This window comes from Raoultella sp. T31, assembly GCF_002806725.1.
Taxonomy (GTDB): domain Bacteria; phylum Pseudomonadota; class Gammaproteobacteria; order Enterobacterales; family Enterobacteriaceae; genus Klebsiella; species Klebsiella electrica.
Genome location: NZ_PIBO01000053.1, coordinates 1 through 13,926, shown reverse-complemented (window position 1 = coordinate 13,926; position 13,926 = coordinate 1). Strand labels below are relative to the sequence as shown.

The following is a 13,926-nucleotide window of genomic DNA, read 5'->3' as shown; positions in this document are numbered from 1 at the left end:
CAGGGCGCCCGAGAAGTTACGGAGAGTAAAAATGAAAGTTCGTGCTTCCGTCAAGAAATTATGCCGTAACTGCAAAATCGTTAAGCGTGATGGCGTCATCCGCGTGATTTGCAGTGCCGAGCCAAAGCATAAACAGCGCCAAGGCTGATTTTTTCGCATATTTTTCTTGCAAAGTTGGATTGAGCTGGCTAGATTAGCCAGCCAATCTTTTGTATGTCTGTGCGTTTCCATTTGAGTATCCTGAAAACGGGCTTTTCAGCATGGTGCGTACATATTAAATAGTAGGAGTGCATAGTGGCCCGTATAGCAGGCATTAACATTCCTGATCACAAACATACCGTAATCGCATTAACTGCTATTTTCGGTATCGGCAAGACCCGCTCTAAAGCCATCTGTGCTGACACGGGTATCGCTGAAAATGTTAAGATCAGTGAGCTGTCTGAAGAACAAATTGAATCCCTGCGTGAAGCAGTAGGTAAATTTGTCGTTGAAGGTGATCTGCGCCGTGAAATCACCCTGAGCATCAAGCGTCTGATGGACCTTGGTTGCTATCGTGGTTTACGCCATCGTCGTGGTCTTCCGGTTCGCGGTCAGCGTACTAAGACCAACGCACGTACCCGTAAGGGTCCGCGTAAACCGATCAAGAAATAATCGGGGTGATTGAATAATGGCAAAGGCACCAGTTCGTGCACGTAAGCGTGTAAGAAAACAAGTCTCTGATGGCGTGGCTCATGTCCATGCTTCTTTTAACAACACCATCGTTACCATTACCGATCGTCAGGGTAACGCACTGGGTTGGGCAACAGCCGGTGGTTCCGGTTTCCGTGGTTCTCGCAAATCCACTCCGTTTGCAGCTCAGGTTGCAGCAGAGCGTTGCGCTGAAGCCGTAAAAGAATACGGTATCAAGAATCTGGAAGTTATGGTCAAAGGTCCGGGTCCGGGTCGCGAATCTACCATTCGTGCACTGAACGCCGCTGGTTTCCGCATCACTAATATTACTGATGTGACTCCGATCCCTCATAACGGTTGTCGTCCGCCGAAAAAACGTCGCGTATAACGCGCTCGTTTCTAGGATTGTTGGAGAAAGAAAATGGCAAGATATTTGGGTCCTAAGCTCAAGCTGAGCCGTCGTGAGGGCACCGACTTATTCCTTAAGTCTGGCGTTCGCGCGATCGATACCAAGTGTAAAATTGAACAAGCTCCTGGCCAGCACGGTGCGCGTAAACCGCGTCTGTCTGACTATGGTGTGCAGTTGCGTGAAAAGCAAAAAGTTCGCCGTATGTACGGTGTGCTGGAGCGTCAGTTCCGTAACTACTATAAAGAAGCAGCACGTCTGAAAGGCAACACCGGTGAAAACCTGTTGGCTCTGCTGGAAGGTCGTCTGGACAACGTTGTATACCGTATGGGCTTCGGCGCGACTCGTGCTGAATCACGTCAGCTGGTTAGCCACAAAGCTATCATGGTAAACGGTCGTGTTGTTAACATTGCTTCTTATCAGGTTAAAGCGAACGACGTTGTTAGCATTCGTGAGAAAGCGAAAAAGCAATCTCGCGTGAAAGCCGCTCTGGAGCTGGCTGAGCAGCGTGAAAAGCCAACCTGGCTGGAAGTTGATGCTGGCAAGATGGAAGGTACGTTCAAGCGTCAGCCGGAACGTTCTGATCTGTCTGCGGACATTAACGAACACCTGATCGTCGAGCTTTACTCCAAGTAAAGCTTAGTACCAAAGAGAGGACACAATGCAGGGTTCTGTGACAGAGTTTCTAAAACCGCGCCTGGTCGATATCGAGCAAGTGAGTTCGACGCACGCCAAGGTGACCCTTGAGCCTTTAGAGCGTGGCTTTGGCCATACTCTGGGTAACGCACTGCGCCGTATTCTGCTCTCATCGATGCCGGGTTGCGCGGTGACCGAGGTTGAGATTGATGGTGTACTGCACGAGTACAGCACCAAAGAAGGCGTTCAGGAAGATATCCTTGAAATCCTGCTCAACCTGAAAGGGCTTGCGGTGAGAGTTCAGGGTAAAGATGAAGTCATCCTTACTTTGAATAAATCTGGCATTGGCCCTGTGACCGCAGCCGACATTACCCATGACGGTGATGTCGAAATCGTCAAGCCGCAACATGTGATCTGCCACCTGACCGATGAGAACGCTGCTATTAGCATGCGTATCAAAGTTCAGCGCGGTCGCGGTTATGTGCCGGCTTCTGCCCGAATTCATTCGGAAGAAGATGAGCGCCCAATCGGCCGTCTGCTGGTCGACGCATGCTACAGCCCGGTAGAGCGTATTGCCTACAATGTTGAAGCAGCGCGTGTAGAACAGCGTACCGACCTGGACAAGCTGGTCATCGAAATGGAAACCAACGGCACAATCGATCCTGAAGAGGCGATTCGTCGTGCGGCAACCATCCTGGCAGAACAACTGGAAGCTTTCGTTGACTTACGTGATGTACGTCAGCCGGAAGTGAAAGAAGAGAAACCAGAATTCGATCCGATCCTGCTGCGCCCTGTTGACGATCTCGAATTGACTGTCCGCTCTGCTAACTGCCTCAAGGCAGAAGCTATCCACTATATCGGTGATCTGGTACAGCGTACCGAGGTTGAGTTGCTGAAAACGCCGAACCTGGGTAAAAAATCTCTTACCGAGATTAAAGACGTGCTGGCTTCACGTGGTCTGTCTCTGGGCATGCGCCTGGAAAACTGGCCACCGGCAAGCATTGCTGACGAGTAACCGGATCACAGGTTAAGGTTTTACTGAGAAGGATAAGGTCATGCGCCATCGTAAGAGTGGTCGTCAACTGAACCGCAACAGCAGCCATCGCCAGGCTATGTTCCGTAACATGGCTGGTTCGCTGGTTCGTCATGAAATCATCAAGACGACCCTGCCGAAAGCGAAAGAACTGCGTCGCGTAGTTGAGCCGCTGATTACTCTTGCCAAGACTGATAGCGTTGCTAATCGTCGTCTGGCATTCGCCCGTACTCGTGATAACGAGATCGTGGCAAAACTGTTTAACGAGCTGGGCCCGCGTTTCGCGAGCCGCGCCGGTGGTTACACTCGTATTCTGAAGTGTGGCTTCCGTGCAGGCGACAACGCGCCGATGGCATACATCGAGCTGGTTGATCGTGCTGAGCTGAAAGCAGAAGCTGCTGCAGAGTAATCTGTAGTAACGTAAAAAAACCCGCTTCGGCGGGTTTTTTTATATCCCCCCGATCCCTGCTTCATTACAATAGCTGTACTCTTTTTGTTCATCCCTGGGAGCCGTATAATGTGGTTACTGGACCAGTGGGCAGAACGCCATATCCTTGACGCACAAAGCAAAGGTGAGTTTGATAATCTTCCCGGCAGCGGCGCACCGCTGACGTTGGATGATGACCTGCATGTGCCACCTGAATTACGCGCGGGCTACCGCTTACTCAAAAATGCCGGCTGTCTGCCCCCTGAGCTTGAGCAACGAAGAGAAGCCGTTGCGCTGGTCGATTTATTAAAAGCGGTCCGTCCGGACGATCCGCAATATGCAGAGCTCAGCCGCCGACTTGCTTTGCTGGAACTGAAATTACGCCAGGCGGGATTGAATACCGATTTTTTACGTGGTGAATATGCAGACAGGCTTCAGAACAAAATTGATGAGGGGTAAGCATGTACCGTATTGGTGAACTCGCAAAGCTGGCTGATGTCACGCCCGATACCATTCGCTATTATGAAAAACAGCAGATGATGGCTCACGATGTACGCACAGAAGGTGGATTTCGCCTCTATACCGAGAACGATCTTCAGCGCCTGCGTTTTATCCGCTATGCCCGTCAGCTTGGGTTTACGCTGGAGGCGATCCGCGAATTACTGTCGATCCGCGTCGATCCGGAGCATCATACCTGTCAGGAATCGAAAGGTATTGTTCAGGCGCGTCTGAGCGAAGTGGAAGCACGAATTAAAGAGTTACAAACAATGCGCCGTTCATTGCAACGACTCAATGATGCCTGCTGCGGTACGGCTCATAGCAGCGTGTATTGTTCTATTCTCGAGGCCCTTGAACAAGGAGCCAGTAGTACCACAGCGGAACGTTGATTTTTTCATTGCGCGGATCTACACTCGCGCCGATCTCATTCACATTCAGGAGCTATTATGAGCCGCTATCAACACACGAAAGGGCAAATAAAAGACAATGCCATTGAGGCGTTGCTACATGACCCGTTATTCAGACAGCGAGTAGAGAAAAACCGGAAGGGGAAAGGCAGCTACCAACGTAAGGAAAAACATTCGGGGCGGAATGACCGGGAGGCCAGTGGCAAAAAAGTGAATCACTTTTTTACCACTGGCCTTCTGCTTTCTGTTGCCTGATTACGAACGTTTATTTTGTTCTTTCAGCAGATCGCGAATCTCACTTAACAAAACTTCTTCTTTCGTAGGTGCCGGTGGTGCAGCTGGCGCTTCTTCTTTCTTACGATTCAGTTTATTCATCAGTTTGATCGCCATAAAGATGGCAAATGCGACAATGATGAAATCAAATACGTTTTGAATAAACACGCCATAATGCATGACAACGGCCGGGACATCTCCCTGCGCATCGCGTAGCGTCACGGCGAACTGTTTAAAGTCGATCCCGCCAATGAGCAAACCCAGTGGAGGCATAATAATATCGGCCACTAATGACGATACAATTTTACCGAATGCCGCACCGATGATCACACCCACAGCCAAATCGACAACGTTCCCACGCATCGCGAATTCGCGAAACTCTTTTAAAAAACTCATTCTATTCTCCTTGAGTCAGTTGATACGTTAAGTTTAACAAATGTATTTTCATTTTCCATAACCAGTAAATATTTGCAGAAAAATATCATCCCTTGCTTAATAAGGGATAATAAAAAGGGCGCTCGCATGGCGCCCTGGGGAATTACAGGAAGAAAGGGCTGGGCTGGAAAAGTCTTTCGACATCCGAGATAAATTTTTTGTCCGTCAAAAACATAATCACATGATCGCCCTGTTCAATACGCAGGTTATTATTGGCGATCATCACGTCATTGCCACGGACGACGGCGCCGATGATCGTACCAGGCGGTAGCTTGATCTCATCGATCGAGCGTCCCACTACGCGGGAGGTACTTTCATCGCCGTGAGCCACCGCTTCAATGGCCTCCGCGACACCGCGACGCAGTGACGACACGCCAACAATATCGGCCTTACGCACATGGCTCAGCAGGGCGGAGATCGTGGCTTGCTGCGGTGATATAGCAATATCGATCACGCTACCCTGCACCAGATCGACGTAGGCTTTCCGCTGGATCAACACCATGACTTTTTTGGCGCCCATCCGTTTGGCCAGCATTGCGGACATGATGTTAGCTTCATCATCGTTGGTGACGGCAATAAAGAGATCGACTTGATCGATGTGTTCTTCCGCCAGCAGCTCCTGATCCGAGGCATCGCCATAGAAAACAATCGTATTCTGCAGTTTCTCCGCAAGCTCGGCGGCACGTTGCTGATCGCGTTCGATAAGCTTAACGCTGTAATCTTTCTCAAGACGACGAGCAAGACCTGCGCCGATATTCCCCCCGCCAACCAGCATGATGCGCTTATAGGGTTTTTCCAGGCGCTGCAGTTCGCTCATGACGGCCCGAATATGCTGTGATGCGGCAATAAAGAACACTTCATCGCCGGCTTCAACGATGGTCGAACCCTGCGGGCGAATGGGTCTGTCGTGGCGGAAAATGGCCGCTACGCGAGTATCGATATGCGGCATATGTTCACGCATTGTCGAGAGCGCATTCCCCACCAGTGGACCGCCGTAGTAGGCTTTTACCACCGCGAGGCTGACTTTGCCTTCGGCAAAGTTTACGACCTGCAGTGCGCCTGGGTATTCAATGAGTCGGTAGATATTGTCGATAACCAGCTGTTCGGGCGCGATAAGATGATCGATAGGCACCGCTTCCGAATGGAATAGCTTTTCGGCATCCCGTACGTAATCCGGAGAACGAATACGCGCAATACGATTAGGCGTATTGAACAGGGAATAAGCGACCTGGCAGGCCACCATATTGGTTTCATCTGAACTGGTTACGGCAACCAGCATGTCGGCGTCGTCGGCGCCCGCTTCACGCAGCACGCGCGGGTGGGAGCCGTGTCCCTGAACAACGCGAAGGTCGAATTTATCCTGCAGGCTGCGCAGGCGGTCACCATTGGTGTCGACCAGGGTGATATCGTTGTTCTCTCCGACGAGGTTTTCCGCAAGCGTTCCGCCTACCTGACCGGCGCCCAGAATAATAATCTTCATCAGCAGTGATCCATTATTTCCGATGTTTGATCAGCTTAGCGTAAAAGAACCCGTCACCCTCTTCTGCGTCGGGAAAATTTTGTCTGCCCGGTTGCTCAGGTGTGCCGGTGAGGCTGAGCTCTGCATCTGGCGTGCGCTTCAGGAACGCAGCAATTTGCTGACTATTCTCTTCTGGAAGAATTGAGCAGGTTGCATAGACCAGTGTTCCGCCAGGTTTCAGATGAGGCCAGATGGCGTCAAGAATCTCTGCCTGCAGCTGGGCCAACTCGGCAATGTCGCGATCGCGGCGTAGCCACTTAATATCCGGATGACGACGAATGACGCCTGTTGCCGAGCAGGGAGCATCGAGCAGAATGCGATCGAACTGTTCGTCTTCGCACCACTGAGCGGGATAGCGGCCATCTCCCTGTTTCACCTGCGCTTTCATGCCGAGTCGCTTCAGGTTGTCATAGACGCGCGACAGGCGCTGCTCATCAATATCAACCGCCATGACGCTGGCCTGCGGCGCCACTTCCAGAATATGCGTCGTTTTGCCGCCAGGGGCTGCGCACAGATCGAGGATTCTCTCGCCGTTTTCTGGGCTCAGATAGCGCATGCAGCCCTGGGCTGAAGCATCCTGGACGGTAACCCAGCCCTGGTCGAATCCGGGTAATGCCTGAACGGGTGCCGGCGTTGCCAGGCGCACCGCATCAGGATAATCAGGATGGGTAAAACCTTGCAGTCCGGCCTCTTCCAGAAGCGCGAGCCACTCATCGCGCGAATGATGATTGCGGTTTACGCGCAGCCACATAGGCGGGCGTTGGTTATTTGCATCAGCAATAGCCTGCCATTGCTGCGGCCATGATTTTTGCAGACGCTTGAGCAACCATGCCGGATGAAGAAAACGACTCTCGCTTTGGGCAAATTCAGCCAACAAAGCTTCTTGCTGGCGCTGAAACTGACGTAAAACACCGTTGATTAGTCCCTTCAACTGCGGGCGTTTGATGGCTACCGCGCCTTCCACCGTTTCCGCCAGCGCAGCATGGGCTGGAATGCGGGTATAGAGCAGTTGATAAAACCCCACCATAATTAAATAGTGAACGGTGCGTTGTTTGCCTGTCATCGGGCGAGCCATCAGTTTGTTAACCAGCCAGTCCAACTGGCTGAGGGTACGCAGAACGCCAAAGCACAGCTCTTGCAGCAGCGCTTTGTCCTTTTCCCCGACCTTTTGCTGTAATGGCGGCAGAACGTTACTTAATGACTGACCTTGTTCGACAACCTGCTCAAGGGCTTTCGCCGCCAGGCTGCGTAAATTTAGATTTTTTTTCATAACCGCAAAATAAAAATGCCCGGTAAATCCGGGCTTTAGACAGTGACTACCGTCAGGAGAGACGGTTACCGGGGATAAACCATTCCCGGCGAGAATTTAGCAAGTCCTGGGCGCTCATCGCTTTTTTACCTGCCGGCTGCAACAACTCGAGGTTCAGGATGCCATCGCCGGTTACGACCTGAATGCCTTGCTTGCCAGCGGCCACGATCGTACCAGGTTCAGCGCGGCGGGTTTCAGCAATGACGGATGCCTGCCACACTTTCACCGGTTGCTCATCAATTTCCAGCCAGCTCATAGGCCATGGGTTGAATGCGCGAATGCAACGTTCGAGTTGCGCAGCGGAAAGAGACCAGTCAATGCGGGCTTCTTCTTTACTGAGCTTCTCAGCATAGGTCACCAGCGCCTCATCCTGGACTTCCGGCTGAGTCGAACCGTTTGCGAGCTGGGTTAACGTTTCCAGCAACCCTTGTGGGCCAAGTTCTGCCAGCTTGTCATACAGACTGGCGCTGGTATCTTGTGCAGCGATTGGACAGGAGAGTTTATACAGCATGTCACCTGTATCCAGACCGACATCCATCTGCATGATGGTCACACCGGTTTCAGCATCACCCGCCCAGAGCGAGCGCTGAATAGGCGCCGCTCCGCGCCAGCGCGGCAGCAAAGAGCCGTGTACGTTGATACAGCCCAGCCGTGGCATATCCAGAACCGCTTTGGGCAGAATCAATCCGTAGGCCACGACGACCATGACATCGGCATTCAGCGAGGCAACCAACTGCTGATTTTCCTGTGGGCGCAGGGAGACAGGCTGAAATACCGGTAAATTATTAGCTTCAGCCAGCACTTTTACCGGGCTCGGCATGAGCTTTTTACCGCGGCCTGCGGGGCGATCGGGCTGGGTAAATACGCCAACAATCTGGTGCCCAGATGACAGCAGCGCATCGAGATGACGCGCTGCAAAATCGGGAGTTCCCGCAAAGATAATACGTAGTGATTGTGACACGTTAGTCCTTGTCCTCAGGCACGCGTACGCAAACGGTCCAGTTTTTCAACTTTCTGGCGAATACGCTGTTGTTTAAGCGGCGACAGATAATCGATAAACAGTTTGCCTACCAGGTGATCCATTTCATGCTGGATACAGATAGCCAGCAGGCCGTCAGCATTCAGTTCAAACGGCTTGCCTTCGCGATCCAATGCACGAATCTTCACGGTTTCGGCACGTGGCACTAGTGCGCGCTGTTCCGGGATAGACAAGCAACCTTCTTCGATACCCGTTTCACCGTCTTTTTCCAACAGCTCAGGGTTGATTAACACCAGCTGCTCTTCACGGTTTTCTGAAACATCGATAACGATAATGCGCTGATGAACATCTACCTGGGTGGCGGCCAGACCAATACCTTCTTCCGCGTACATCGTCTCGAACATATCATCGACGATGCGTTGAATTTCTGCATTGACTTCTTTTACCGGTTCAGCGACTTTGCGAAGGCGCTCGTCCGGGATATGTAACACTTGCAAAACTGCCATAAAGATCCAGAGTCGTATTCAGGAGTTGATAAGATTATTAGCTCTATTCTAGACAAAACCCCCTGTAATTGACAGTCTCGCTGTCCAATCGCAAAGATTGTTAAAGCCACTTATGGCAGGGGACAAGGATGACACCTACGGAGATCTGGCTGCGTCTGATGAAGGTGAGCAACCTTTATGGTGACAACATGGTGATGGCTGCCAGAATACTGTGCGCAGCCTCGGTGCCAGATCGCGAAGCATTGTACGCCTGCGGTCTGAGCGCAGCGCAAGCGAAGCAATTTCTATCCGTTGGCCAACAAGAGCTTGCGTCTACGCTATTGTGGCTGGAGCAACCCGGGCACCACCTGTTACTCGCTGATAATCCATTCTACCCACCCCGACTGCGCGCCATTGCTGACTATCCCGGCGCGCTTTTCGTTTGTGGAGATTTGGCCGTGTTGAGCAGTTTGCAACTGGCCATTGTCGGCAGCCGTTCCCACTCCTGGTACGGTGCTCGCTGGGGGAAACTGTTCAGCGAAAGCCTGGCGCGTCTCGGTATCACCATTACCAGCGGTCTGGCGATCGGCATTGACGGTGTCGCTCACCGCGGCGCACTTGAGGCGCGCGGGAAGACAATCGGCGTACTTGGCAATGGATTAGGCGCAATCTACCCACGCCGTCATCATGCATTAGCCGGGAATATAGTGGAGAGCGGGGGAGCATTGCTGTCTGAGTTTCCTCTTTCAGCCTCCCCGTGGCCGGGAAACTTCCCTCGTCGGAATCGAATTATCAGCGGACTGAGTATTGGCGTGCTGGTGATTGAGGCCGCTTTGAAAAGTGGCTCGCTGGTGACCGTTCGCTGTGCGCTGGAGCAAGGAAGAGAGGTTTTTGCCCTACCTGGGCCGGTAGGTAATCCGGGTTCCGAGGGTCCACTCTGGCTGATTAAACAAGGTGCCATCCCCGTGACATCAGCGGCAGATATCATCGACTATTGCCAGCAGGAACTGCGATGGCTCCAGGATGTGCCTGACAATATAAATAATTGCATGGATCCGCCTCCCCTGGCATTGCCATTTCCAGAGCTCCTGGCTAACGTAGGAGATGAGGTAACACCTGTTGACGTTGTCGCTGAACGTGCCGGCCAATCTGTGCCAGTGACCGTAGCTCAGCTACTTGAACTGGAGTTAGCAGGCTGGATCGCAGCTGTACCCGGCGGCTATGTCCGATTAAGGAGGGCAAGCCATGTTCGACGTACTCATGTATTTGTTTGAGACTTACATCCAAAACGAAGCAGAAATGCGCGTGGATCAGGATAGACTGACCCGGGATCTCACCGATGCAGGATTCGATCGGGAAGATATTTATAACGCGTTGATGTGGCTAGAGAAACTGGCTGACTATCAGGAGGGGCTCGTTGCTCCCATGCAGCTTGCTTCTGACCCGCTCTCTTTGCGGATTTATACCGAAGAAGAGTGTCTGCGTCTGGATGCCAGTTGCCGGGGATTTTTATTATTCCTCGAGCAGATTCAGGTGTTGAACCTCGAAACACGGGAAATGGTGATAGAGCGCGTGCTGGCGCTGGATACAGCAGAATTCGATCTGGAAGACCTGAAATGGGTGATCCTGATGGTACTGTTTAATATTCCGGGCTGCGAAAATGCCTATCAACAAATGGAAGAATTACTCTTCGAAGTAAATGAAGGTATGCTGCACTAATCTTATTGCGGCAACATCGAGTTGTTATGACCAAATCAGCACTGTTTTCGGTGCGTAAAAATGAGCCCTGCCCACAGTGCGGGGCTGAACTGGTAATTCGCTCCGGGAAACACGGGCCGTTTCTCGGTTGCTCACACTATCCGGACTGTGACTATGTCCGTCCGCTGAAAAATCAGGCGGACGGACATATCGTAAAGGTACTGGAGGGGCAGGAATGTCCGTCTTGCGGTGCCGTTATGGTGTTACGTCAGGGACGCTTCGGTATGTTTATTGGCTGCAGCCGTTACCCGGAATGTGAACATACTGAAACTATTGATAAACCTGATGAAACAGCGATTTCCTGCCCGCAGTGTGGGCAAGGGCAGCTGGTTCAGCGTCGTTCTCGTTTCGGCAAAACCTTTCATTCCTGCGATCGTTATCCCGATTGCCAGTTCGTTATCAACTTCAAACCGGTAGCGGGTGAATGCCCTGAATGCCACTATCCGCTATTAATCGAAAAGAAAACGGCGCAGGGCGTAAAACGCTTTTGTGCCAGTAAACAATGTGGAAAGCCGATCCCGGCGGAACAAATCAGTGAATAAGAACCTGCAATCAGAAACTGTCGCCCATGCCGTGACGGTACTGCATAACGAACATGTCATCGCCTATCCGACAGAAGCCGTTTTTGGCGTAGGCTGCGATCCTGACAGCGAAACGGCAGTCATGCGCCTGCTGGCGCTTAAACAACGCCCCGTCGAGAAGGGGCTCATTCTGATCGCGGCCAGCTACGAACAACTGACACCTTATATTGATGATTCGCGGCTTAATGATAAACAGCGAGCGGCGATCTTCTCCTGCTGGCCGGGACCGGTGACGTTTGTCTTTCCGGCTCGCGCCACAACGCCACGCTGGTTGACCGGGCGCTTTGATTCCCTGGCGGTACGCGTCAGCGATCATCCGCTGGTGGTCGAATTGTGCGAGGCTTATGGCAAACCGCTGGTTTCAACCAGCGCGAATTTATCCGGTCAGCCGCCTTGCCGCACCACGGCTGAAGTTCTGGCTCAGTTTGGCGCCAGTTTCCCGGTCGTCGATGGTGCAACAGGTGGGCGTCAGAATCCGTCTGAAATTCGCGATGCCCTGACGGGCGAACTCTTTCGCCAGGGGTAATTTATGCAAACCTACGCTGTCTTCGGCAATCCGATCGCCCACAGTAAGTCCCCCTCTATTCACCAGCGCTTTGCGCAGCAGCTGCAGATTGTGCATCCGTATGGGCGAGTTCTGGCGCCGCTGGACGATTTTCGCTCTACTCTGGATACCTTCTTCGCCGAAGGGGGAAAGGGCGCTAACGTTACCGTTCCGTTCAAGGAGGAAGCGTTTGCCCGAGCGGATGAACTGACCGAACGTGCGGCTCTGGCGGGGGCGGTGAATACCCTAAAAAGGCTGGACGATGGACGTTTGCTAGGGGACAACACCGACGGGATTGGACTGCTGAGCGATCTGGAGCGGTTGGGGTTCATTAAACCGGGCTATCGGGTATTGCTCATCGGGGCTGGCGGGGCATCGCGGGGTGTCTTGCTACCCCTGCTGTCACTGGATTGCGCTGTCACTATTGTTAACCGTACTTATTCCCGCGCACAGGAACTGGCGACGCTGTTTGCGCATACCGGTAGTGTATGCGCGCTTGAGATGGGATCGCTGGCTGAGCATGAGTTCGATCTCATTATTAATGCAACTTCCAGCGGTATCAGCGGCGATGTGCCGGCAGTTCCCGCGTCCCTAATCAACACGCACGTCTATTGTTATGACATGTTTTATCAGAAGGGCAGCACGCCGTTTTTACACTGGTGCCAGGAGCATGGTGCGAAAATGTGTGCCGATGGGCTGGGTATGCTGGTGGCGCAGGCCGCGCACGCCGTTCTGCTCTGGCATGGGGTCCTGCCCGAGATTACGCCGGTTATTCAGGCTTTGCATAAGGAACTGAATACGTGAATCAGGCGATTCAGTTTCCTGACAGAGAGGAGTGGGATAGCGACCGGCAGTGTGTCACCTTTCCCGCACTGGTTAATGGTATGCAGCTCACCTGCGCAATCAGAGGCGTAACGTTAAAACAGCGCTTCGGTGGTGATACTCCCGGGCAGTGGCTGGCCGCGTTTTGTGGACATCGCTGGGATCTGGAAGAAGAAGCTGAAGTATTGATCCGCGACCAGCAGGAAGATAATCAGGGCTGGGTATGGTTATCCTGATCCAGATAATCGTTTTTCCATTTCACATAGTTGTTTGCTGAATAGAGCAGACCTGCCCGTTCCGCCTCCGTCAGGGGGCGGATTTGTTTCACCGGGTTGCCAAAATAGAGATAGCCGCTTTCCAGCCGTTTGTTTTGCGGGACCAGGCTACCGGCACCAATCATCACATCGTCTTCTACTACTACGCCATCCAGTAAAATCGAGCCCATGCCAACCAGCACCCGATTGCCAATAGTACAGCCATGCAGCATGACCTTGTGACCAACGGTGACCTCTTCACCAATGATCAGCGGATTTCCCTGAGGGTTAGAGGCGGATTTGTGGGTGACATGCAGCACGCTGCCGTCCTGAATGTTAGTGCGGGCACCGATTGCTACATAGTTAACATCTCCACGAATCGCAACCAGCGGCCAGATGCTGACATCATCAGCCATTCGGACATCGCCGATCGCTACGCTGGTGGCATCGATCATCACTCGCTGGCCGGTTTGAGGGAATAAATCTTTATAAGGACGTAAATTAGCGGACATGGTTACCTCAATGAACCTGGGTTGTACCAAGACTCTGGTGGCTTTTGCGGCCACCTGCAACCCCTTATTGTGGTGAAAATTGAGCAATCTGAACAATAACGCCGCGAAAAGGGCGAAAAACCATCACTTGAAAAAAAAGATCGATAAAAGACTTGTGCAATAAAATGGGATCCCTATAATGCGCTCCCACTGACACGGCACATGTGAACGAGTTCACAGAGTAAGCCGGGTCGGCAGAGAAAAAATTCTGAAATTCAGGGTTGACTCTGGAAGAGGAAAGCGTAATATACGCCACCTCGCGACAGAGCGCTAAAGCGCGTCGCAACTGCTCTTTAACAATTTATCAGACAATCTGTGTGGGCACTCAAAGTGACATGGA

The 13,926-nt window shown here is 52.3% G+C and carries 21 protein-coding genes; 15 read left to right on the top strand and 6 right to left on the bottom strand.

Annotated elements, in window-relative coordinates; translation table 11 throughout:
• The first annotated feature begins 31 nt into the window (after positions 1-31).
• The 9 genes from rpmJ (at position 32) to CWM52_RS23775 (ending at position 4,331) form a co-directional block, all read left to right on the top strand.
• Positions 32-148 (top strand): 50S ribosomal protein L36, encoded by a 117-nt coding sequence (gene rpmJ, locus CWM52_RS23815; protein ID WP_000868187.1) that lies wholly within the window; start codon positions 32-34, stop codon positions 146-148.
• A gap of 146 nt (positions 149-294) precedes the next feature.
• Positions 295-651, top strand: a complete 357-nt coding sequence (rpsM, locus tag CWM52_RS23810; RefSeq protein ID WP_004106333.1) for a 30S ribosomal protein S13 — start codon at positions 295-297, stop codon at positions 649-651.
• Between the two features lie 16 nt (positions 652-667).
• Positions 668-1,057: a 30S ribosomal protein S11 gene (gene rpsK / locus CWM52_RS23805; protein WP_004138423.1), complete on the top strand. Its 390-nt coding sequence runs from the start codon at positions 668-670 to the stop codon at positions 1,055-1,057.
• Between the two features lie 33 nt (positions 1,058-1,090).
• Positions 1,091-1,711, top strand: a complete 621-nt coding sequence (rpsD, locus tag CWM52_RS23800) for a 30S ribosomal protein S4 (protein WP_004868345.1) — start codon at positions 1,091-1,093, stop codon at positions 1,709-1,711.
• Positions 1,712-1,736: 25 nt separating this feature from the next.
• Entirely contained in the window at positions 1,737-2,726 is a 990-nt protein-coding gene (locus tag CWM52_RS23795; protein ID WP_002919219.1) for a DNA-directed RNA polymerase subunit alpha, read from the top strand.
• A gap of 40 nt (positions 2,727-2,766) precedes the next feature.
• Complete coding sequence (gene rplQ / locus CWM52_RS23790; protein WP_004868344.1) at positions 2,767-3,153, top strand: 50S ribosomal protein L17; 387 nt, start codon at positions 2,767-2,769, stop codon at positions 3,151-3,153.
• A 108-nt stretch (positions 3,154-3,261) separates the two neighbouring features.
• On the top strand, positions 3,262-3,630 hold the full coding sequence (locus tag CWM52_RS23785; RefSeq protein WP_100686345.1) for a DUF1992 domain-containing protein: 369 nt from the start codon (positions 3,262-3,264) through the stop codon (positions 3,628-3,630).
• Between the two features lie 2 nt (positions 3,631-3,632).
• On the top strand, positions 3,633-4,058 hold the full coding sequence (gene zntR, locus CWM52_RS23780) for a Zn(2+)-responsive transcriptional regulator (protein ID WP_100686344.1): 426 nt from the start codon (positions 3,633-3,635) through the stop codon (positions 4,056-4,058).
• Between the two features lie 57 nt (positions 4,059-4,115).
• Entirely contained in the window at positions 4,116-4,331 is a 216-nt protein-coding gene (locus tag CWM52_RS23775; protein WP_100686343.1) for an alternative ribosome-rescue factor A, read from the top strand.
• On the opposite strand, the gene mscL is transcribed toward CWM52_RS23775, so the two are convergent.
• The 5 genes from mscL to def form a co-directional block, all read right to left on the bottom strand.
• Positions 4,332-4,745 carry a large-conductance mechanosensitive channel protein MscL gene (mscL, locus tag CWM52_RS23770; protein WP_100686342.1) on the bottom strand — a complete coding sequence of 138 codons (414 nt, stop codon included), beginning with the start codon at positions 4,743-4,745 and terminating at the stop codon, positions 4,332-4,334.
• 142 nt (positions 4,746-4,887) lie between these two features.
• Positions 4,888-6,264: a Trk system potassium transporter TrkA gene (gene trkA, locus CWM52_RS23765; RefSeq protein WP_032690486.1), complete on the bottom strand. Its 1,377-nt coding sequence runs from the start codon at positions 6,262-6,264 to the stop codon at positions 4,888-4,890.
• A 13-nt stretch (positions 6,265-6,277) separates the two neighbouring features.
• A complete protein-coding gene (rsmB, locus tag CWM52_RS23760) occupies positions 6,278-7,573 on the bottom strand; it encodes a 16S rRNA (cytosine(967)-C(5))-methyltransferase RsmB (RefSeq protein ID WP_100686341.1) in 1,296 nt (431 codons plus the stop codon).
• Between the two features lie 52 nt (positions 7,574-7,625).
• Positions 7,626-8,573 (bottom strand): methionyl-tRNA formyltransferase, encoded by a 948-nt coding sequence (gene fmt, locus CWM52_RS23755; RefSeq protein WP_100686340.1) that lies wholly within the window; start codon positions 8,571-8,573, stop codon positions 7,626-7,628.
• A 14-nt stretch (positions 8,574-8,587) separates the two neighbouring features.
• Complete coding sequence (def, locus tag CWM52_RS23750; protein ID WP_100686339.1) at positions 8,588-9,097, bottom strand: peptide deformylase; 510 nt, start codon at positions 9,095-9,097, stop codon at positions 8,588-8,590.
• A gap of 128 nt (positions 9,098-9,225) precedes the next feature.
• Here def and dprA point away from each other — a divergent pair, with 128 nt between their 5' ends.
• The 6 genes from dprA to CWM52_RS23720 are packed head-to-tail and all read left to right on the top strand — an operon-like array spanning position 9,226 to position 13,017.
• A complete protein-coding gene (gene dprA, locus CWM52_RS23745) occupies positions 9,226-10,350 on the top strand; it encodes a DNA-protecting protein DprA (RefSeq protein WP_100686338.1) in 1,125 nt (374 codons plus the stop codon).
• Positions 10,322-10,795 (top strand): DUF494 family protein Smg, encoded by a 474-nt coding sequence (gene smg / locus CWM52_RS23740; RefSeq protein ID WP_100686337.1) that lies wholly within the window; start codon positions 10,322-10,324, stop codon positions 10,793-10,795. The genes dprA and smg overlap by 29 nt, the downstream gene beginning before the upstream one ends.
• 26 nt (positions 10,796-10,821) lie before the next feature.
• On the top strand, positions 10,822-11,376 hold the full coding sequence (locus CWM52_RS23735; RefSeq protein ID WP_100686336.1) for a type I DNA topoisomerase: 555 nt from the start codon (positions 10,822-10,824) through the stop codon (positions 11,374-11,376).
• Positions 11,369-11,941 carry an L-threonylcarbamoyladenylate synthase type 1 TsaC gene (gene tsaC / locus CWM52_RS23730; RefSeq protein WP_100686335.1) on the top strand — a complete coding sequence of 191 codons (573 nt, stop codon included), beginning with the start codon at positions 11,369-11,371 and terminating at the stop codon, positions 11,939-11,941. The genes CWM52_RS23735 and tsaC overlap by 8 nt, the downstream gene beginning before the upstream one ends.
• A gap of 3 nt (positions 11,942-11,944) precedes the next feature.
• Entirely contained in the window at positions 11,945-12,763 is an 819-nt protein-coding gene (gene aroE / locus CWM52_RS23725) for a shikimate dehydrogenase (RefSeq protein ID WP_100686334.1), read from the top strand.
• Positions 12,760-13,017: a DUF1488 domain-containing protein gene (locus CWM52_RS23720; protein ID WP_100686333.1), complete on the top strand. Its 258-nt coding sequence runs from the start codon at positions 12,760-12,762 to the stop codon at positions 13,015-13,017. Before aroE ends, CWM52_RS23720 begins: the two co-directional genes overlap by 4 nt.
• Here CWM52_RS23720 and CWM52_RS23715 read toward each other — a convergent pair.
• Positions 12,993-13,547, bottom strand: coding sequence for a gamma carbonic anhydrase family protein (locus CWM52_RS23715; RefSeq protein WP_100686332.1), 555 nt, complete (start codon positions 13,545-13,547; stop codon positions 12,993-12,995). The genes CWM52_RS23720 and CWM52_RS23715 overlap by 25 nt on opposite strands.
• Positions 13,548-13,926: the final 379 nt, after the last annotated feature.

Excerpts from the sequence above, each read along its gene's own strand:
- rpmJ (WP_000868187.1), top strand. The coding sequence starts at position 32 with ATGAAAGTTCGTGCTTCCGTCAAGAAATTATGCCGTAACTGCAAAATC.
- rpsK (WP_004138423.1), top strand. The coding sequence starts at position 668 with ATGGCAAAGGCACCAGTTCGTGCACGTAAGCGTGTAAGAAAACAAGTC.
- rpsD (WP_004868345.1), top strand. The coding sequence starts at position 1,091 with ATGGCAAGATATTTGGGTCCTAAGCTCAAGCTGAGCCGTCGTGAGGGC.
- CWM52_RS23795 (WP_002919219.1), top strand. The coding sequence starts at position 1,737 with ATGCAGGGTTCTGTGACAGAGTTTCTAAAACCGCGCCTGGTCGATATC.
- rplQ (WP_004868344.1), top strand. The coding sequence starts at position 2,767 with ATGCGCCATCGTAAGAGTGGTCGTCAACTGAACCGCAACAGCAGCCAT.
- CWM52_RS23785 (WP_100686345.1), top strand. The coding sequence starts at position 3,262 with ATGTGGTTACTGGACCAGTGGGCAGAACGCCATATCCTTGACGCACAA.
- zntR (WP_100686344.1), top strand. The coding sequence starts at position 3,633 with ATGTACCGTATTGGTGAACTCGCAAAGCTGGCTGATGTCACGCCCGAT.
- CWM52_RS23775 (WP_100686343.1), top strand. The coding sequence starts at position 4,116 with ATGAGCCGCTATCAACACACGAAAGGGCAAATAAAAGACAATGCCATT.
- mscL (WP_100686342.1), bottom strand. The coding sequence starts at position 4,745 with ATGAGTTTTTTAAAAGAGTTTCGCGAATTCGCGATGCGTGGGAACGTT.
- trkA (WP_032690486.1), bottom strand. The coding sequence starts at position 6,264 with ATGAAGATTATTATTCTGGGCGCCGGTCAGGTAGGCGGAACGCTTGCG.
- rsmB (WP_100686341.1), bottom strand. The coding sequence starts at position 7,573 with ATGAAAAAAAATCTAAATTTACGCAGCCTGGCGGCGAAAGCCCTTGAG.
- def (WP_100686339.1), bottom strand. The coding sequence starts at position 9,097 with ATGGCAGTTTTGCAAGTGTTACATATCCCGGACGAGCGCCTTCGCAAA.
- dprA (WP_100686338.1), top strand. The coding sequence starts at position 9,226 with ATGACACCTACGGAGATCTGGCTGCGTCTGATGAAGGTGAGCAACCTT.
- smg (WP_100686337.1), top strand. The coding sequence starts at position 10,322 with ATGTTCGACGTACTCATGTATTTGTTTGAGACTTACATCCAAAACGAA.
- CWM52_RS23735 (WP_100686336.1), top strand. The coding sequence starts at position 10,822 with ATGACCAAATCAGCACTGTTTTCGGTGCGTAAAAATGAGCCCTGCCCA.
- aroE (WP_100686334.1), top strand. The coding sequence starts at position 11,945 with ATGCAAACCTACGCTGTCTTCGGCAATCCGATCGCCCACAGTAAGTCC.
- CWM52_RS23715 (WP_100686332.1), bottom strand. The coding sequence starts at position 13,547 with ATGTCCGCTAATTTACGTCCTTATAAAGATTTATTCCCTCAAACCGGC.